The 18,632-nt window shown below is 46.2% G+C and carries 13 protein-coding genes and 1 tRNA gene; 10 read left to right on the plus strand and 4 right to left on the minus strand.

What is annotated here, in order from left to right:
* Positions 1 to 153 precede the first annotated feature (153 nt).
* Complete coding sequence (locus L5M51_RS01735) at positions 154 to 525, plus strand: DUF1801 domain-containing protein (RefSeq protein ID WP_251073338.1); 372 nt, start codon at positions 154 to 156, stop codon at positions 523 to 525.
* A 125-nt stretch (positions 526 to 650) separates the two neighbouring features.
* On the opposite strand, the gene asnS is transcribed toward L5M51_RS01735, so the two are convergent.
* Complete coding sequence (gene asnS, locus L5M51_RS01740; protein WP_105252305.1) at positions 651 to 2,051, minus strand: asparagine--tRNA ligase; 1,401 nt, start codon at positions 2,049 to 2,051, stop codon at positions 651 to 653.
* 150 nt (positions 2,052 to 2,201) lie between these two features.
* Between asnS and L5M51_RS01745 the strand changes: the two genes are divergently transcribed.
* Positions 2,202 to 2,537 carry a hypothetical protein gene (locus tag L5M51_RS01745; protein WP_113939548.1) on the plus strand — a complete coding sequence of 112 codons (336 nt, stop codon included), beginning with the start codon at positions 2,202 to 2,204 and terminating at the stop codon, positions 2,535 to 2,537.
* A 64-nt stretch (positions 2,538 to 2,601) separates the two neighbouring features.
* Here the strand turns inward: L5M51_RS01745 and L5M51_RS01750 are convergent, their stop codons facing one another.
* The gene (locus L5M51_RS01750) at positions 2,602 to 3,189 is read right to left on the minus strand and encodes a CoA pyrophosphatase (RefSeq protein WP_263144800.1); all 588 of its coding nucleotides are present in this window, start codon (positions 3,187 to 3,189) and stop codon (positions 2,602 to 2,604) included.
* A 31-nt stretch (positions 3,190 to 3,220) separates the two neighbouring features.
* Positions 3,221 to 4,633, minus strand: coding sequence for an aminodeoxychorismate synthase component I (gene pabB / locus L5M51_RS01755; RefSeq protein WP_263171265.1), 1,413 nt, complete (start codon positions 4,631 to 4,633; stop codon positions 3,221 to 3,223).
* Between the two features lie 119 nt (positions 4,634 to 4,752).
* On the opposite strand from pabB, the gene L5M51_RS01760 reads away from it, so the two are divergent.
* The 4 genes from L5M51_RS01760 to L5M51_RS01775 all read left to right on the plus strand — a co-directional run bounded on the left by L5M51_RS01760 (position 4,753) and on the right by L5M51_RS01775 (position 10,691).
* Positions 4,753 to 6,297 carry a fumarate hydratase gene (locus L5M51_RS01760; RefSeq protein WP_131525178.1) on the plus strand — a complete coding sequence of 515 codons (1,545 nt, stop codon included), beginning with the start codon at positions 4,753 to 4,755 and terminating at the stop codon, positions 6,295 to 6,297.
* A 317-nt stretch (positions 6,298 to 6,614) separates the two neighbouring features.
* A complete protein-coding gene (locus L5M51_RS01765) occupies positions 6,615 to 8,663 on the plus strand; it encodes an alpha/beta hydrolase family protein (RefSeq protein WP_263171267.1) in 2,049 nt (682 codons plus the stop codon).
* 487 nt (positions 8,664 to 9,150) lie between these two features.
* A complete protein-coding gene (locus L5M51_RS01770; protein ID WP_198573319.1) occupies positions 9,151 to 9,609 on the plus strand; it encodes a GNAT family N-acetyltransferase in 459 nt (152 codons plus the stop codon).
* Positions 9,610 to 9,755: 146 nt separating this feature from the next.
* Complete coding sequence (locus L5M51_RS01775) at positions 9,756 to 10,691, plus strand: M14 family metallocarboxypeptidase (RefSeq protein ID WP_263144806.1); 936 nt, start codon at positions 9,756 to 9,758, stop codon at positions 10,689 to 10,691.
* Positions 10,692 to 10,890: 199 nt separating this feature from the next.
* Here the strand turns inward: L5M51_RS01775 and adhE are convergent, their stop codons facing one another.
* Positions 10,891 to 13,494, minus strand: coding sequence for a bifunctional acetaldehyde-CoA/alcohol dehydrogenase (gene adhE, locus L5M51_RS01780; RefSeq protein ID WP_263144808.1), 2,604 nt, complete (start codon positions 13,492 to 13,494; stop codon positions 10,891 to 10,893).
* Between the two features lie 318 nt (positions 13,495 to 13,812).
* Between adhE and L5M51_RS01785 the strand changes: the two genes are divergently transcribed.
* From L5M51_RS01785 to L5M51_RS01800, 4 genes are all read left to right on the plus strand, one after another.
* Positions 13,813 to 14,445, plus strand: a complete 633-nt coding sequence (locus L5M51_RS01785) for a YchE family NAAT transporter (protein ID WP_006081420.1) — start codon at positions 13,813 to 13,815, stop codon at positions 14,443 to 14,445.
* 279 nt (positions 14,446 to 14,724) lie between these two features.
* Positions 14,725 to 16,719 carry a methyl-accepting chemotaxis protein gene (locus L5M51_RS01790; protein ID WP_263171270.1) on the plus strand — a complete coding sequence of 665 codons (1,995 nt, stop codon included), beginning with the start codon at positions 14,725 to 14,727 and terminating at the stop codon, positions 16,717 to 16,719.
* Positions 16,720 to 16,932: 213 nt separating this feature from the next.
* Positions 16,933 to 17,020 (plus strand) — tRNA-Ser (locus L5M51_RS01795).
* 357 nt (positions 17,021 to 17,377) lie between these two features.
* The gene (locus L5M51_RS01800; protein ID WP_263171271.1) at positions 17,378 to 18,613 is read left to right on the plus strand and encodes a tyrosine-type recombinase/integrase; all 1,236 of its coding nucleotides are present in this window, start codon (positions 17,378 to 17,380) and stop codon (positions 18,611 to 18,613) included.
* Positions 18,614 to 18,632 lie beyond the last annotated feature (19 nt).

Here is an 18,632-nt window from a genome sequence, read left to right on the forward strand (position 1 = left end):
AACTCCAGCAAAAGGCCAAGCGTACTCCACGCTTGGCCTTTTTATTTGCACGTCACTATTTTTTAGGGATGCTTCAATAGGGTGTTATTCAGTCCGATTAGCGCGCTACAATCTGACTGAGATAGTCTTGCTTGTATGAGAGGTAAAGAGATCATGATGGAAGATCAGCCGCAACTTGAAAAACTGTTAGAAGATATTTTATGTACCAGCCCGAGTCTGTTTGAAATAGTGCAGGGGGTGCGACAGGAGGTTAAAACTGCCGCTACCACATCGTCGCGGGCCATTACTGAAGCCGTTAAATACGGCGGTATACTCTTTAGCACCAAAGCCAGTTTTTGTGGTGTGTTTGCCTATAAACAGCATGTTTCATTGGAGTTTAGCTTAGGCGCGAATCTTAGCGATCCACATCAGGTACTTGAAGGCAGTGGCAAATTTCGTCGCCATATTAAGTTGGTGTCAATCGATGATATTGCTGCCAAGCGAGTCGCGGAATATATTGCGCAGGCGTTGAGTCTGGCGGATTAATGGTTGTTTAGCCGCATGATGTGACTAAAATGGACGAACAAAAAAGGAGCTGAATATTCAGCTCCTTTCGTTTTGCTAAGGCATAATAGAGATGTCTTAGCGATGCAGTCCCAAGTTAAGGGAGATTAGAAGTTCGCAGTGCGCGGTGCACGTGGGAAAGGGATAACATCACGAATGTTGTTCACGCCCGTCACGTAAGACACTAAACGCTCAAACCCTAGACCAAAACCTGCATGTGGCACTGTGCCATAACGGCGCATATCACGGTACCACCAGTAATCTTCTTGGTTCAGATCCATTTCGGCTAGACGCATATCTAGCACGTCTAAACGCTCTTCACGTTGAGAGCCACCGATGATCTCACCGATACCTGGGGCTAACACGTCCATTGCGGCAACGGTTTTACCGTCATCGTTTAAGCGCATGTAGAAGGCCTTGATATCTTTTGGATAGTTCTTCACTACCACAGGGGCTTTGAAGTGTTCTTCGGCTAAGTAACGCTCATGCTCAGAAGATAAATCGATACCCCAAGACACAGGGAACTCGAAGGTTCTGCCACAGTTTTGCAGAATTTCAACCGCATCCGTGTAATCCACTTGAGCAAAATCGCTTGAAACGAAAGATTGCAGACGGTCGATCACAGTCTTATCAACGTGTTGGGCGAAGAAGGTTAAATCGTCCATACGCTCAGTTAAGACGGCATTGAACGCGTATTTCAACATAGCTTCGGCAAGGCCTGCGATGTCGTTTAAGTTAGCGAAGGCGACTTCAGGCTCAACCATCCAGAATTCCGCTAAGTGGCGGCTGGTGTTTGAGTTTTCAGCACGGAAAGTCGGGCCAAAGGTATACACTTTTGACAGTGCACAGGCGTAGGTTTCAGCATTCAACTGGCCTGATACGGTCAGGAAAGCTTCTTTACCGAAGAAATCTTTATCGTAATCGACTTTACCCGCTTCAGTACGCGGCAGGTTTTCCATATCTAAGGTCGATACGCGGAACATCTCACCGGCGCCTTCGCAATCTGATGCTGTGATAAGTGGGGTCGATACCCAAATAAAGCCTTCTTCGTGGTAGAAGCGGTGAATCGCTTGGGATAGACAGTTACGTACGCGAGCAACGGCACCAATAATGTTAGTACGTGGGCGTAAGTGCGCTAATTCGCGTAAATGTTCAATTGAGTGACGCTTCGCGGCCATTGGGTAAGTGTCTGGATCATCAACCCAGCCAGCGACTTCAAGTTCAGTCACTTGCAGCTCAAATGCTTGGCCTGCACCAGGAGATTCCACCACGTCGCCTGTCATCACAACAGAACAACCCGCAGTCAGCTTTAACACTTCGTTGTCGTAATTATCTAAGCTATTGGGCACGACACCTTGGATAGGATTAAAGCAAGAGCCGTCGTAAACAGCTAAAAAAGAGATGCCGGCTTTAGAGTCACGACGGGTTCTGACCCAGCCACGCACTGTGACTTTAGAACCGACGGCGTGCTCACCTTTAAATACAGATGCGACAGATGCAATGCTCATTGTTGCTTAATTCTCCAACGAAACGTTTTATATGAAAATTTTGGAGGTTTATATTACCTTGCTGGTGGCTTTTCTCAAGCTGAAAAAGGTATCCTGAGGTTAATAATATCGATATTGAGCGATATAGTGAGTTAAACGGCGGGAGGCGGTATGAGCAAGACTAGAATATTTCAAATTATCCTTGCGACCTTATCCATTTTAGGCTGGGCAATAGCCGTCTATGCGCTATTAGTGTTTAGTGATGCAAGGCCAGACCGTGAAGTTGGGGCCTATTTGACCCGTGGCGCGACATTTAGAGTCCATTGGGATCCACATGAAACCCAATTATTGCAGTATTTGATTTGGGTTTGTGGCGGTATTAGTTTGGTCAGTTTAGCGTTTAACTATTATGTCGCCCACCACAGTCGTATGGGTTATTGGTTTAATATTCCCATGTTGCTGTTAACCTCTATTGTCGCCGGTTTGTATATCCATTTGGTGGTTTAAGCTAGCCATTGTTTGGCTAATTTAACAGTTTGGCTTTTTAACGGTTTAGCAATGGCAAATGAAGTCAGAGGATATCGGCAGGAATGCTTAATTGGCGGCACAGATGGTCGATAATCGCGGCAGTCGCACCCCAGATAAACCGTTGTTGATAGGGAATAAAATGCACGCTGTAATAGCGCCCTTGGCGTAAAAAGCGTTTTTGGTGGCGATTATTCGGTTCAATAAAAAAGCTTAATGGCACGGTAAAGCAATCGGCTACCTCACCGGGATCGAGTTTTAAATCAAATGCCTGCTTGATAATGCCTATCACAGGAGTGATTTCAAACCCTGTGAAGGTATTATGGGCAGGAAACGTGCCCACCACCTCGACGTTATGCCTTGAGAGTCCAATTTCCTCTTCTGCTTCCCTTAACGCGGCCGCAATCGCATCAATATCATAGGGCTCAATTTTACCGCCTGGGAAACTGATCTGCCCCGGATGGGCGCGCAGATGCATAGGTCTTTGGGTCAAAATTAGATTCAGCTCACCGTTAATCTCCAACAGTGGGATCAACACTGCGGCTTTGCGCAGTCCAAGGTGAGGGAAGGCCGCCGGATCTTGCCGCGTTAACGGGTGCAGATTAAATCTGAGTCTAAATTCCGCTTGATCCATCGACGTTCTCGTTACTGTTTAGTATTAAAGCTTACGGCTTTTGTGACGCAGCGCCAAGCAAAGGTAAAATACGGCTGATCTTATCAAAGGTTTCTTGGTACTCGGCATCCACTTCAGAATCCGCCACTATGCCGCCGCCAGCCCAGCAATAGAGTTTGCCCTGTTCGGCCACAATAGTGCGAATGGTGATGCTGGTATCCATTTGGCCGTCTTGGCTGATATAACCCATAGAACCACAATAAAGGCTGCGCCGTGAAGGTTCGAGCTCTTCGATAATTTCCATGGCACGAATTTTCGGTGCGCCGGTAATCGAGCCGCCGGGGAACGCCGCGCGCAGTAAATCACTCGCCGTGAATCGGCTATCAAGCTTGGCCGTCACCGTACTGACTAAGTGATGCACGGCAGGAAAGCTTTCAATCTCAAACAGATGCGGTACACGTACTGAGCCTGCCGCCGCCACTTTGCCGATATCATTACGCAGTAAATCGACAATCATGACATTTTCGGCGCGATCTTTTGGTGAGTTTGCCAGTGTATTGGCGGCTTTCACATCCAGTGCGGGATCGGTATGACGCGGCAGTGTGCCTTTGATGGGTTTGGTTTGAATATCGTCACCGCGAAGCTGAATAAAGCGCTCGGGTGAAATCGACAAAATCGTGTTTTGCGGCAGACGCATAAAGGCCGAGAAGGGCGCTTTATTGGCATTGCGCAGTTGGCTATAGGCCGACCACTCATCGCCTTGATAATGGGCTTCGAATCTTTGGGTTAAATTTATTTGATAGCAATCACCGCTGTGTAAATAGGCTTGAACTGCTGCAAATTTTGCCGTGTATTGGGCCTTATCGATTTGTGCTTTCCATGGGCCTGTGAGCATGAATCTGGTGGTATTTGGCTTGTGCGCCATTTTCGCTTGAATTTTATTCAACTCAATGTCGAGGGCTGCTTCACCTAAATAATGCAGTAAATGCCAACACTGGGCTTGGTAATCAAAAACTAACGCCCAGTCGTAAAAGCCGATGTTCATCTCTGGCAGTTGAATATCTTGCTTGGCCGTTATCGGCAGGGATTCAATTCTGCGGCCTAAATCGTAGCTAAAACTGCCCATTGCGCCACCACTAAAGGGCAAGTCGCAATCAAAAGATTTTGAATACCAATGGGTTAATAAAGTGTTGAGTAACTCGAAGGGATCACGGTTTGGGTCTATTGCCTCGGGTAAGCTCAAGCTCGTATTGATGAGCTTTATATCGCTACGCTCGCCCTGAGTCACTAACGTTGCGATAGGATTGGCGCAAATGATGTCGAATCTGGCGTCTTGATGCGGCGCGTTCGCCGAATCTAACAGAATTGCCCAAGTGTCATTTGCAAAGTGTTCGAACAGTGCTGCGGTACTTAATGTCCAGTCAAGTTGGCGCGATGCAAGCTGTTTTGACGCCCTAATTGCCATCGATTAACCCTATTCAAAATGTGATGTAGCCCAAAAAGATGTGAAAGAGTATCATATTGGCCCAGAAAGAATTAAACAAAAACAAGTTAGGCCGCAAAGGCTGCTGGAGCGCTCCTACTATGTCATCTCACCATAAAATGTCTGAAACTTCTGTGATTAAACAAGCCGACTTTATTGAAAGTGTGGCGGATGCTTTGCAATATATTTCTTATTACCACCCGAAGGATTTTGTTGATGCCATGAGCCAAGCTTATGAGCGTGAACAAAGTGCGGCGGCGAAGGATGCGATTGCCCAGATCTTAATTAACTCGCGTATGTCGGCCGAAGGTAAGCGTCCTCTGTGTCAAGATACTGGGATTGTGACCACTTTCGTGAAAGTGGGTATGGGTGTCCAATGGGACAAAACCGATATGACGATTCAGGAAATGGTCGACGAAGGTGTTCGTCGTGCCTATACCAATCCTGATAACCCACTGCGCGCATCAATAGTGTCAGATCCTGCTGGCAGCCGTAAAAATACCAAAGATAACACCCCATCTGTGGTGCATATCGACATGGTGCCAGGCAACCATATCGAAGTGGCGATTGCGGCTAAAGGCGGCGGCAGTGAAAACAAAGCTAAGATGGTGATGTTAAACCCATCTGATGATATCGCCGCTTGGGTAGAAAAAACGCTACCGACTATGGGTGCGGGCTGGTGTCCACCGGGTATGTTGGGTATAGGCATCGGCGGCACGGCGGAAAAAGCGGCCGTATTAGCCAAAGAAGCGCTGATGGAAAGTGTAGATATCCATGAGTTGATGGCCCGTGGCGCGCAAACGACCGAAGAAAAGCTGCGGTTAGACATTTTTGAGCGCGCGAACAACTTAGGCATAGGTGCCCAAGGTCTTGGCGGTTTAACCACAGTGTTAGACGTTAAAATCAAATCGGCGCCCACCCACGCGGCATCAAAGCCTGTGGTGATGATCCCAAATTGCGCTGCTACTCGCCACGTACATTTCCATTTAGACGGCTCAGGTCCTGCGGAATTAACGCCGCCATCATTGGCCGATTGGCCAGAAATCACCCGTGAAGTGGGTGATGATGTGCGCCGCGTTAACTTAGATACTGTGACTCAAGCGGATATCGAGCAGTGGCAGAGCGGTGAAACCATTCTGCTGAGCGGTAAAATGCTCACAGGTCGCGATGCTGCCCATAAGCGCATTCAAAGCCTGATTGAAAGCGGTGAAGGTCTGCCTGAAGGCGTGGACTTTACCGGTAAGTTTATTTACTACGTTGGCCCAGTTGATCCAGTAGGTGCTGAAGTTGTCGGTCCTGCGGGCCCAACCACAGCAACCCGTATGGATAAATTCACTGACTTAATGTTAGAGAAAACTGGCTTGATGGGCATGATAGGTAAAGCTGAGCGCGGCCCTGCGACAGTTGAATCAATCAAAAAACACAAAGCGGTATATCTGATGGCCGTTGGCGGCGCTGCGTATTTAGTGTCTAAAGCGATTAAACATTCTCGTGTCGTGGCCTTTGCTGATTTGGGCATGGAAGCGATTTACGAGTTTGATGTGCAAGATATGCCAGTGACTGTGGCTGTGGATTCGCATGGTGTGAACGCCCATGAAACTGGCCCTGCAATTTGGAAAGTGAATATCGCCAACGCGAAAGCGTAAAGGTGAGGATGCAGCGGATTGAACTTGATGGCTTTTTAAGCAAAATAGCTTAAGTTTGAGCTCTGATATCTGTTCTTGAGGTAAAACACTGCGCCACTGACATTTTGTCACAAAAAAATACGCTCAGGTTCGCCATTTGGCTTGCCTGAGCGTTTTTGTTTCGATAGTGTGGCAAGCTTATCTTCGAAAGATACGATCTCAGATCGTTTTTTAACATTCGTGCGGTTGCAACTCAGTAGAACTATTGCAATTTCAATAGAACCCTTGCAATGATTGGCGCAACTATCGAACCAGTTTAACCAAAGACGGACATAACAATGAAAATAGCTCCTCTCCTATTGGCGCTCGGCGCTGCGGGACTGGCGTTATCAGCCCAAGCGGCCGATCCAACGCCTTTTACTGTGCAACAACTCATTAAACTCAATAAGATGCACTCTGCGACTGTGTCCCATGATGGCACTAAATTAGTTTATGGTCTTAAAACGGTAAACGATAAGGGAGAGGCCAGCTCGGATCTGTATCTATTAGATTTGATAGACACGAAGGCGAAACCACTACAATTGACCTCTGCCACGGGCACTGAGCACGATGTGAGCTTCGCCAATGACGACAAGTCGATTTATTTCCTTGCTAGTCGCAGTGGTTCAAGCCAGTTATTTCAACTGCCATTAACGGGCGGTGAAGCGGTACAAGTTTCTGATTTACCTTTGGATATTGATGGCTACAAATTATCAAACGACGGTAAACAAGTTGTACTTAGCATGCGGGTATTCCCCGAGTGTAAGGACTTAGCCTGTTCAAAGGATAAATTTACCGCTGAAGCTGAGCGTAAATCGACTGGCCGTGAATACAAGCAGTTAATGGTTCGCCATTGGGATACGTGGGAAGACCACGCCCGTAACCACTTATTTGTTGGCGCTGTAAACGGTGAGAAACTCACTAAAGTAGTGGATGTGACTCAAGGTTTAGATACTGAAACGCCGCCAAAACCTTTCTCGGGTATGGAAGAAGTAACTTTCACCCCAGACGGTAAGTTTGTGGTTTATAGCGCGAAAGCCCCTAGCAAAGATCAAGCTTGGACCACTAACTATGATTTGTGGCAAGTGCCAGTGACAGGCGGCACCGCAACCAACTTAACCAAAGACAATCTTGCATGGGATGCGCAGCCAACATTTTCGAGCGATGGTCGTTACATGGCCTATTTAGCAATGAAAAAACCGGGTTTTGAAGCAGATCGCTACGGCACTATGTTGCGCGATACTAGCACAGGCCAAACCAAAGAAGTGGCGCCATTATGGGATCGCAGCCCAAACTCACTGATGTTTGCTCCTGACAATCGTACCTTGTATGTGACGGCACAAGACCTAGGTCAAGTCTCTATTTTCCAAGTGAATACCCAATTTGGCGATGTGCGTTCTGTCTACAGTGATGGCACGAACAGTTTAATTGCGGTCACTAACGAACAACTGATTTTCGATAGCAAAACCTTAGTTGAACCGGGCGATCTCTATAGCATTACGACTGAAGGTGAAGGGCTTAAACGTCTGACCGAAGTGAATAAAGACAAATTGGCCGAGATCAAGTTTGGTAAGTTTGAACAGTTCAGCTTTAAAGGTTGGAATAACGAAGACGTTTACGGTTACTGGATCAAACCGGCGAACTTCCAAGAAGGGAAAAAATACCCAATTGCCTATCTCGTTCACGGTGGGCCGCAAGGTTCATTTGGTAATGCCTTCAGTGGTCGTTGGAATGCCCAATTATGGGCGGGTGCGGGTTATGGCGTCGTCATGGTGGATTTCCACGGCTCTACCGGTTACGGCCAAGCCTTTACGGATTCAATCAGCCAAGATTGGGGGGGTAAGCCATTAGAAGATCTGCAAAAAGGCCTAGCAGCGGTGAGCCAGCAACAAAAATGGCTCGATCCGCAAAACACCTGTGCGCTCGGTGGTTCTTACGGCGGCTACATGATGAACTGGATCCAAGGTAACTGGAACGACGGTTTCAAGTGCTTAGTTAACCACGCGGGTCTGTTCGATATGCGTTCTATGTATTACGTGACTGAAGAAGTGTGGTTCGCAGAGCATGAGTTTGGCGGCACTTATTCAGATAACAAAGCGTTATATGAGAAGTTTAACCCCGTGAATTATGTTGAAAACTGGAAAACACCCATGCTGGTTATCCACGGTGAGAAGGACTTCCGCGTCCCTTATGGTCAAGGTTTAGCGGCATTCAGTTTTATGCAGCGTAAAGGGATCCCATCAGAGTTATTGATTTTCCCTGATGAAAACCATTGGATCTTAAAACCTGAAAACTTAGAGCAATGGTATGCTAATGTCTTCGGTTGGATGGACCGCTGGACGAAATAACCTGAGCTCGGGATAAGCAGAGCCGCTGAATAGGCATCTTTTCGGGCCTCTCTGCGTTGCTCTGTCTAACCATAGCCCGCTATGGCGTACGACAGAGCGCCTTGATATGCGCAAAAATCTGCGCATTCAGTCAGCAAATAGATTTTTCGCTTTAAACGAATAATTTTATGCCATTGATTTTATTTGTTAAATTTAGATTTTTCGACACTTGTTATCCCGAGTTCAGGTTAAATAATAACAGCCTGTACGTCTATGGGGTTTGCACCGACGAAAGCCCATAGAAGCAAGGCTCGCCCTGATAGGATTATCATCGGCGAGTCATTTAATGCTCAACTGACAATCAAAGTATTTTTAGTCTGTATTTAAACTAAGCGTCTTCTGACCAAGTGTATTTTGATTAAGTGCCTTTTGATTCAGTATCTTAAAAAGCCAGACTCTGTTCTGGCTTTTTATTATGTCATGAAATGTTTTTAATCAAGGAGTTAAGATGAAAATTCGAGCCGCAACCTTAACTGATATCCCTGAAATAAGCGTATTGCTCACTCAATTAACCCAAGAATTTATTGCCCCAACTTGCACTGCAGAGGGCGCTGCAATCTTAGTTAATGCCATGTCGATAGAAGCGATTGGTAGCTACTTTGCTATGGGTTATCAGTACCATGTTGCCATAACTGACTCGGGCCAACTCGCTGGCGTAGTGGGGATGAAGGCGAATAGCCACTTGTACCATCTTTTTGTCGCCTCCCATGCACAGGGGCAAGGCGTGGCGAGAATGCTGTGGGAACATGCCAAAGCTCAATGTTTAGCCCAAGGCAATCCGGGGGTGTTTACCGTGAACTCGGCGCTGAATGCGCAGGCTGTGTACTTAGGCTTTGGCTTTGTGCCTCTTGGACCCGAGCGAGAACGCGGCGGGATCCGTGATATTCCCATGCAGCTATTGCTTTAGGTTGACTGTACTCATTTATCATCCGAACACGAGCACTATCACTCGACTGAATAGTAACTCAACGAAAAAGCTTGAACGAAAGCACTAGGGTGCAAAGAACTTGAATAAAAAGAACTTTACCGAATAGAACTAAAAATAGAGGAATTATGGCAAATTTAACATTTTATCCCATCGGCACCGTAGGCGAAAAATGGGGCGAGGCTGAAAAAGCTGCATGGCTTGCAAGCGCCAAAATCAAGCGTTCGTATCAGGACGATGTCGTGACGCCACTCAAGGCGATGGAAGCAGCACTCTTAGCACTTGGGCTTACCGTTGTGCAATATGGCGCCTTGTCGATAAATGCGGAGTGTTACCCATTATTTGCGGTAAAAAGCCAGCAGTTTGATCCACAAAAGCCAACCGTGCTCGTGACTGGTGGCGTGCACGGTTACGAAACCAGCGGTGTTCATGGTGCCTTGGCATTTTTAGCGGATAAGGCGGCTCATTATGTTGATCGCGTCAATCTTGTGATCGCCGTGTGCGTGAGTCCTTGGGGTTACGAAACCATCAACCGTTGGAACCCTAAGGCTATCGATCCTAATCGTTCATTTTATGCCAACAGCCCTGCAGAAGAATCGGCGGCCTTGATGGCTCTAGTTGCTTCAGTTGAGCAAGGTTTTGATGTGCATGTGGACTTACATGAAACCACGGATTCCGATGAATTAGAATTTCGTCCAGCACTTTGCGCCCGTGATGGAAAAGAGTACGTCAAAGGAACTATCCCAGATGGTTTTTATGCTGTGGGTGATACCGAAAACTCAATGGATGCCTTTCAGAAAGCCATTATTGATGGTGTGAGTAAAGTGACGCACATTGCTCCTGCCGATGAGAAAGGCGAGATCATTGGCTCGACTGTGGTGCAGCACGGGGTGATTAACTATCCGCTTAAGTCATTAGGGCTTTGCAGCAGTGTCACTGGTTGTATCTATAACACAACGACAGAAGTGTACCCAGATAGCCCAACGGCCACGCCAGCGGAGTGTAATTTGGCGCAGGTTGCGGCAATCACTAGTGCCATCGATTATGTGCTGGCGCAGCGTTAGTCGCTTTTTAGTGATGAGCTGTTTAGTGAGGGTCAGTCGAATTCACGGTTAGTGAAGCAATTTTACGTTTCATATCCACGGTTTACATCACGGTAAAACACGGTAATAAATCATGCAATAAAAAGCCCTCATTCGAGGGCTTCTTCATTTATGTCGTGCGGCTTTTATTAAGCTCGTGCCTAGCATTGGCAGGCGACACCTAGTTGTTGTCGCTATAGGCTCGGCCATAATAGCTATCGAGGAACAGTTGTTTCAGCTCGTTAATCAATGGGTAGCGTGGGTTGGCACCGGTACATTGATCATCGAACGCATCTTCGGCTAATTCATCTAACTTGGCGAGGAAGTCGGCTTCGTTGACACCGGCTTCTTGGATAGAAGCAGGAATGCCAATCGTCTTCTTGAGGTGTGTGATTTTCTCAAGCAATTTTTCGACTTTTTCTTCATCCGTCTTTCCGCCTAGTTTCAAGTGATCTGCGATGGCAGCATAACGGCACAGGGCTTTTGGCCTGTCGTATTGGCTAAAGGCCGCTTGCTTAGTGGGCAGATCCGTTGCGTTAAAGCGTATTACGTTGTTGATCAGCAGCGCATTGGCTAGGCCATGGGCGAGATGGAACTCGGCGCCCAGTTTGTGTGCCATTGAGTGGCAAATCCCAAGGAAAGCGTTAGCAAAGGCGATACCCGCAATAGTGGCGCCATTGTGGACCTTTTCACGGGCGACAGGTGATTGTGAACCCAAGTTGTAGGCATCGGGTAAATATTTGCACAGTAAGTCGAGGGCTTGTAGCGCTTGGCCATCGCTGTACTCATTCGCCATCACGCTGACATAGGCTTCTAATGCATGGGTCACCGCATCTATGCCACCAAAGGCGGTGAGGGATTTAGGCATGTCCATCACAAGATTTGGATCAACAATCGCCATATTGGGCGTGAGTTGATAGTCGGCAATCGGGTATTTTTTACCGGTAATTTCGTCTGTCACTACCGCAAAAGGTGTGACTTCTGAGCCAGTGCCTGAAGTCGTCGGAATTGCCACCATCATGGCTTTGGTGCCCATTTTGGGGAATTTGTAGATACGTTTACGAATGTCCATAAAGCGCAATGCTAGATCGGCAAAATCCACATCTGGATGCTCGTACATTACCCAAATAATCTTAGCCGCATCCATTGGTGAGCCGCCGCCGAGCGCAATTATCACATCGGGTTTAAAGCTTTGAGCGACCTTAGCGCCTTGACGGACTATGGCTAATGTGGGGTCGGCTTCAACATCGTAAAAAATTTCGGTTTCAAGGCCTTGTGCCTTTAAAATCCGCATGGTTTCATCGCAATAACCGTGATTGAACAAAAATCTGTCTGTGATGATTAAGGCGCGTTTTTTATCGCTCAGTTCTTCGAGCGCGATGGGCAAACTACCGCGGCGGAAATAGATAGATGCAGGAAGCTTATGCCACAACATGTTTTCGGCCCTCTTAGCGACGGTTTTTTTATTGATTAGATGACTCGGGCCAACGTTTTCTGAAATCGAGTTGCCGCCCCAAGAACCACAGCCTAAAGTGAGCGAAGGTGCCAGTTTGAAGTTGTACAGATCGCCAATACCGCCCTGTGAAGCTGGGGTGTTGATCAAGATACGCGCCGTTTTCATTCTAAAACCAAAGGCATGTACACGTTCGGTTTGGGTATCTTGGTCGGTATAAAGCCCTGATGTGTGGCCAATGCCGCCGAGTGCGACTAAAGCTTCAGCTTTATCCATGGCATCGTTAAAGTCGATGGCGCGGTACATACCAAGTAATGGCGATAATTTTTCATGGGCGAAGGCTTCGCTGTCGCAAATGTCGGTGACTTCACCGATCAACACTTTGGTCCAGTGCGGCACTTCAAAGCCCGCCATTTGCGCGATACTGGCGGCGCTTTGGCCAACGATATCGGCATTTAAGCCACCATTTTTTAAAATGACCTGCTGCATCGCCGCGGCTTCATCCTTCGATAGCATATAGCCACCGTGGGTTGCGAAACGCTCTTTAACCTGTTCATAAATACTGTCGACCACAATTACCGCTTGTTCTGACGCACAAACGACGCCGTTATCGAAGGTTTTCGACATGAGAATCGAACTGACCGCGCGTTTGATGTCGGCGGTTTCATCGATAACAATAGGTGTGTTACCCGCACCTACGCCAATAGCCGGTTTACCGGAAGAGTAGGCGGCTTTCACCATGCCAGGGCCTCCCGTTGCGAGGATTAAATTCACCTTAGGGTGAGTCATTAATTGATTTGATAGTGCGACACTGGGCTCATCAATCCAACCAATAATGTCTTTGGGTGCGCCCGCGGCTATAGCAGCATCAAGCACTAATTTTGCTGCAGTTGTGGTAGATATTTTGGCCCTAGGATGGGGCGAGAAGATGATTGCGTTACGGGTTTTAAGGCTGATTAAGGCTTTAAAAATGGCAGTCGATGTGGGGTTCGTGGTGGGGACTATGCCACAGATGATGCCTACGGGTTCAGCAATGGTAATAGTACCGAAGGTGACATCTTCAGATAAAATTCCGCAGGTTTTTTCATCTTTATATTTGTTATAAATGTATTCGGAGGCAAAGTGGTTTTTAATTACTTTGTCTTCAACCACACCCATGCGGGTTTCTGCGGCGGCCATTTTCGCCAGCGAGATACGCGCATCGGCAGCTGCAAGGGCGGCTGCACGGAAAATTTTATCGACTTGCGCTTGGCTGAATGTCGCATACTCGGCTTGTGCTTTCGCCACTCGCTCGACCATGAGATCCAGTTCTTGTGCATTGGTCACTGTCATGATTAATACTCCTAAAAAGATTTAGTGAATCAAGGCATTCACTAAATCCTCTTTATGGTAGAAAATTACACCTAAAGCCGCGTTGAAAGTGTGATATCAACGACAATATCGTGCTTTTATGTAATAAAACTACACTTAGGGTAACTTGTTTGTTTAAAGTTGCGCTGAAAATGCATCGGCTTCGATAACTAAATATTATTCGAAGTTGTGATTTAACCTCAAAAATCTCATTTTTCAGTCAATAGCGCTTGAGATACTATACTTGCCCTCAAGCTTATTTTGATGAAGACGGCGTGACACGCACATAAGGATAGTCCCTTGGAGTTAACTCTTTACGTTAAATTTTTTCTTGGCCTCGTTGCCATCATTAATCCGGTTGGCTTGTTGCCTGTGTTTGTGAGCTTAACCAGCCATCAAACGGAGGCTGAGCGGAATCACACGGGTAAAGTAGCGAACTTTGCGGTTGTGGTGATCCTCTTAGTCACGATTGTGGCGGGGCAGCACATTCTGAATATGTTCAGCATTTCGTTATCTGCCTTTAGAATTGCTGGTGGCAGCCTGATTGCCATTATTGCGATGTCAATGTTGCAAGGTAAGTTAGGCGAAGTGAAGCGTAACCAAGAAGAAGACCGTGAATCCTCGGCGATGGAATCTGTGGCGGTTGTGCCTTTGGCTTTGCCACTGATGGCGGGACCTGGTGCTATCAGTTCGGTGATTGTCTTTGCTGCTGAGCATAATTCATTGTCGAACATTATTGCGATGTTCATTACTGTGATAGTGTTTGGTTTAGTGAGTTTTGGCCTGTTTAGAATGGCATCTATCATTTATAAGATCCTCGGCAAAACGGGTATTAACGTGATTACCCGTCTCATGGGACTCTTGATGTTATCTATTGGTATCGAAGTCATTGCGGCTGGTGTGAAGGGGTTATTTCCACAGCTTTTCAGTTAGAGTCATCTTCAGTCACAGTATTAAGTGTTCCTTTCTCTAGAAAAACGCATTGGAATTTTCAATGCGTTTTTTATTTCTATCTTATCCTTGTTTGACGTTTCTCAAGTTTGCTCTGCGATTAGCAAAATCTAAACAATTGATGGAATATGGGGGAAATCCTCGTTTATCAGGATATTAGCTTGTGCAATTTCAATAAACCTTAGTCGTCCTACGGTTGATATTATGCTATACCTAGTGTTCGGTATTTGGATCTAAAACTAAGTTTAAAAGGATATTTGTATGAAATGGCAATGGATTGGTAATCTCAGTCTAAAACAAAAATTATTAATGGTTGTCTTGCCTCCACTGTTAGCCTGTTTTTTATGTGGCACGCTTTACCTCATTGAAAAATATGAATATAGAAAAGATTTAACCTTAGTGGTGCAATTAAGCGAGCTAGCCGTCACCAACAGTAATTTAGTGCATGAGTTACAAAAAGAGCGCGGCATGAGTGCTGGATTTATTGGCTCAGCAGGAAAAGCGTTTGCGGGTAAAATACCTGATCAAAGACAATTAACGGATACGCAGCTCGGCCTCTATCAGCGTTTTATCACTGAGAATCATCTGCCGGAGATATTTGCCCCAAAACTTAGAGAACTAAACGCTCAACTCGGGCGTTTAAATGCAATCCGCTCGCAGGTGGATAGTTTAAGTATCAGTGTCGCCGATGAAGTTGCCTATTACACTGAGTTAAATAAGTTATTACTGACAATAGTCGATGAAACCGCAAAAACGGGTGCTAATCAAGAAATCGCCATTAAAGCGACGGCTTTTAGTGCTTTTTTGCAATTAAAGGAAAGGGCGGGGATTGAAAGGGCGGTACTCAGCTCAACCTTTGGCCAAGCTGGATTTAAGCCTAAGGTTTATGCCAAATTTATCACTTTGGTTTCGGAGCAAAATACCTATCAAGAGCGTTTTTTAGCGCTAGCAAATTCTGATTTATTATCCTCGTTTAACCGTTTACAGAGTTCAGCTGCAATGCATGACGTTGAGTTGTTACGTCAAATCGCATTCGAGCAAGATAATCAAAAAATCCTGCAACAAAGTCCCGAAGAGTGGTTCAGTAAATCGACCGCCCGGATTGAGCTATTACGTGAGTTTGAACAGCAAGTCTCGGCAGATTTACTCAAGACCACCCATGAAAGATTAACCTTAGCGAATGAGAAAATGTTCTTAGTGCTCGCGACCTTAATCTCAGTATTGGCGATAGTCTTGATATTGAGTCTATCTGTTATCCGTTATTTGCATGACAGTGTGCATCACTTATATTCGACCATCACGCAAGCCCGTAAACATTACGACTTAAGTGTGCGTCTGACTCACTCTAGCTCGGATGAATTCGGTGAACTCGCCATCGCCTTTAACGACATGATGAGTGATTTTGAAAAAGTGATCCTACATGTACGTTCCAGTGGCGCTAAATTGCAACAAGCTGTGGCGCAAATGGATCTCTGTACCCATGCCATGGAGCAAGATGTGATGGCGGGCCACAGTGAGGCAGAACAAGTGGCCTCCGCTATGACAGAAATGAGCGCAACAGTGGCCGAGATTGCCAGCAATGCAGTGCAGGCATCCGAAGCGTCTTCCGCTGCCAATATAGAGGCTAAAGAAGGCAACCTCGAAGTCGGCCGAACCAGCAAAGCGATCAAAGCGTTAGCCGACGATATTAGTGGAGCTTCTAAAGCCATTAACGATTTAGACCGTGAAATTCACGGCATAGTGGTAGTGCTTGAAGTGATCAGCAGTATTGCTGAGCAAACTAATTTACTCGCGCTTAATGCCGCCATTGAAGCTGCCCGCGCAGGGGAAATGGGCCGCGGTTTTGCTGTAGTTGCAGACGAAGTCCGAAGTTTAGCGCAGCGCTCACAAACCTCGACCTCTGACATTAAAAATATGACAGATAGATTGAAGGCGGGAGCGAGCATTGCAGTAAAAGCCATGGACAGAGGATTAGCTCAGGCTAATAGCAGTGTCCATGAAGCTGAACAGGCAGGTATCGAATTGAAACGTATTGTGGAGCAAGTAGACATTATTGACCGCATGAACGAGCAAATTGCTACAGCAACCCATGAGCAATCGGCGGTATCCGAAGACGTAAATCGTAATGCACTGAAGATCAGTGAGATTTACCTTAATACTCAAAGGATCTCCGATGAGCTTAGGGAGCTGACCAAAGCTCTGACGTTTGACGCGAATTCAATGTCAAAAGAAGTGCACAAATTTACCGTCAATTAACGGTATAAAACGGTGAAAAGATTCAAGAAATCACGGCGGTTTGTTTAGCAATTGTGCAACCGCCTGAAACTGAGTCTTTTTTACTTGACCCCCTTTAGGCTTTTGCGTACAGTACCGCTCCGTTAACGATGAAAGCCTCTCGGCAAGGCTATACGAAATCGTTAGTGATTCTTAAACGTGAAAGATTAACCACGCTAACATAAATCGACATATGGTGAGGTGTCCGAGTGGCCGAAGGAGCACGCCTGGAAAGTGTGTATACGGTAACGTATCGAGGGTTCGACTCCCTCTCTCACCGCCAAATTCAAGTTTAAAGACGTCCTAGGGCGTCTTTTTTCTTATCTGCTTTTCATAAAAATCAACAACTTACAATCCGATATTGTTTAATGCCATCCTACTGTATCCGAAATCTTTAGTAATGCCAAAAGTAATGCCAAGGAAATTTGGCATAATTTGGCATTACTTTTCACATCAAAAAATACCCATTTTTTATGCCGTTTTTTTACTTGATTTTCTCGATTTTATAGCCCAGATTTAACTTGGCAATATCCTGATTTATCTGAATTTATCCAGTGATAAGTAATGCTTGATTTTAGAGTGCAAAATAATGTCAAAATCAAGCATTACTTTGGGGCTTAATTTGAGGGAGGAGAACGGTATGGGAAGAAGTACAAATAAGCTGACTGCAAAAGCGGTGCTCAATGCTAAAGCGGAAGCAAAGCCCTATAGATTGTCAGATGGTGGCAATCTCTATCTCTATGTGCGCACAGCAGGGAAAACATGGGAATTTAGATACATACGTCCCTCCACCAGCAAACCTACCTATTTTGGTTTAGGCTCATACCCTGACGTATCCTTAGCTGAGGCGCGAGATAAAGCACTAGCAGCGCGAAAAAACTTGGCCGAAGGCATCGACCCTCAATTACTTAAAGTTGAAAACAAATTAAAAGCGGCAACAGAGAACGCTCAAACTCTGAAGCATATTGCGCAAATGTGGATGGACTCAAAGCAGGGAAGCATTAAGGCTAAAACCATCGAAGGCAATTGGCGCAAGCTTGAGCTGTATGCCTTCCCTAAGCTGGGGAGTATTGCGATTAGCAGACTCACGGCTCCTATAGCCATTGCCGCGCTCAAGCCCCTTGAACAGAAGGGACATCTTGAAACGGTTAAACGTACCGCTCAGTTGCTGAATGAAATCATGAACTATTCGGTTAACTCTGGTTACATTCATGCCAATCCGTTGTCAGGTATTCGAGAAGTTTTTAGAAAAAGCAAAGTGGAGCATCTGAAGGCATTAAAACCAGCAGAGCTAGCTGAATTACTGCAGACCGTCGCAAACGCCAATTTATTATTAACGACTCGGTGTTTGATTGAATGGCAATTGCACACAATGACCAGGCCAAATGAAGCGGCCGGAGCCCGTTGGGAAGAAATCGATTTTGATGCCAAACTTTGGACTATTCCTGAATCACGCATGAAAATGAATCGTGAGCATATTATCCCGCTTACAGAGCATACCCTCGCGATACTCGAAACTGTTAAGCCGATTAGTGAACACAGCCAATTCGTTTTCCCGTCATCTAAAGATCCTCAAAAGCACACAGATCCTGAAACCATTAACAAAGCATTAGGGCGCATGGGATTAAAGGGAAGAACAACGGGTCATGGTTTACGCTCGCTGGCAAGCACTACCTTAAACGAGCAAGGCTTTGATGGTGATGTTATTGAGGCAGCGTTAGCCCATGTTGATAAAAACCAAATCCGCAGTGCCTATAATCGCACGACCTACTTAGAGCGACGTACCAAGTTAATGGAGTGGTGGAGCAACCATATTGCCAATGCGGCTGTCGGGTCTTTGTCAGTAACAGCGTGTTCAAGAAAATTAGGGGCATGACCTGTAAGGCCGAATAGAG

Source organism: Shewanella sp. SM73 (assembly GCF_025653795.1).
GTDB classification, from domain to species: Bacteria; Pseudomonadota; Gammaproteobacteria; order Enterobacterales; family Shewanellaceae; genus Shewanella; species Shewanella oncorhynchi.

Excerpts from the sequence above, each read along its gene's own strand:
- L5M51_RS01735 (WP_251073338.1), top strand. The coding sequence starts at position 154 with ATGATGGAAGATCAGCCGCAACTTGAAAAACTGTTAGAAGATATTTTA.
- asnS (WP_105252305.1), bottom strand. The coding sequence starts at position 2,051 with ATGAGCATTGCATCTGTCGCATCTGTATTTAAAGGTGAGCACGCCGTC.
- L5M51_RS01745 (WP_113939548.1), top strand. The coding sequence starts at position 2,202 with ATGAGCAAGACTAGAATATTTCAAATTATCCTTGCGACCTTATCCATT.
- L5M51_RS01750 (WP_263144800.1), bottom strand. The coding sequence starts at position 3,189 with ATGGATCAAGCGGAATTTAGACTCAGATTTAATCTGCACCCGTTAACG.
- pabB (WP_263171265.1), bottom strand. The coding sequence starts at position 4,633 with ATGGCAATTAGGGCGTCAAAACAGCTTGCATCGCGCCAACTTGACTGG.
- L5M51_RS01760 (WP_131525178.1), top strand. The coding sequence starts at position 4,753 with ATGTCATCTCACCATAAAATGTCTGAAACTTCTGTGATTAAACAAGCC.
- L5M51_RS01765 (WP_263171267.1), top strand. The coding sequence starts at position 6,615 with ATGAAAATAGCTCCTCTCCTATTGGCGCTCGGCGCTGCGGGACTGGCG.
- L5M51_RS01770 (WP_198573319.1), top strand. The coding sequence starts at position 9,151 with ATGAAAATTCGAGCCGCAACCTTAACTGATATCCCTGAAATAAGCGTA.
- L5M51_RS01775 (WP_263144806.1), top strand. The coding sequence starts at position 9,756 with ATGGCAAATTTAACATTTTATCCCATCGGCACCGTAGGCGAAAAATGG.
- adhE (WP_263144808.1), bottom strand. The coding sequence starts at position 13,494 with ATGACAGTGACCAATGCACAAGAACTGGATCTCATGGTCGAGCGAGTG.
- L5M51_RS01790 (WP_263171270.1), top strand. The coding sequence starts at position 14,725 with ATGAAATGGCAATGGATTGGTAATCTCAGTCTAAAACAAAAATTATTA.
- L5M51_RS01800 (WP_263171271.1), top strand. The coding sequence starts at position 17,378 with ATGGGAAGAAGTACAAATAAGCTGACTGCAAAAGCGGTGCTCAATGCT.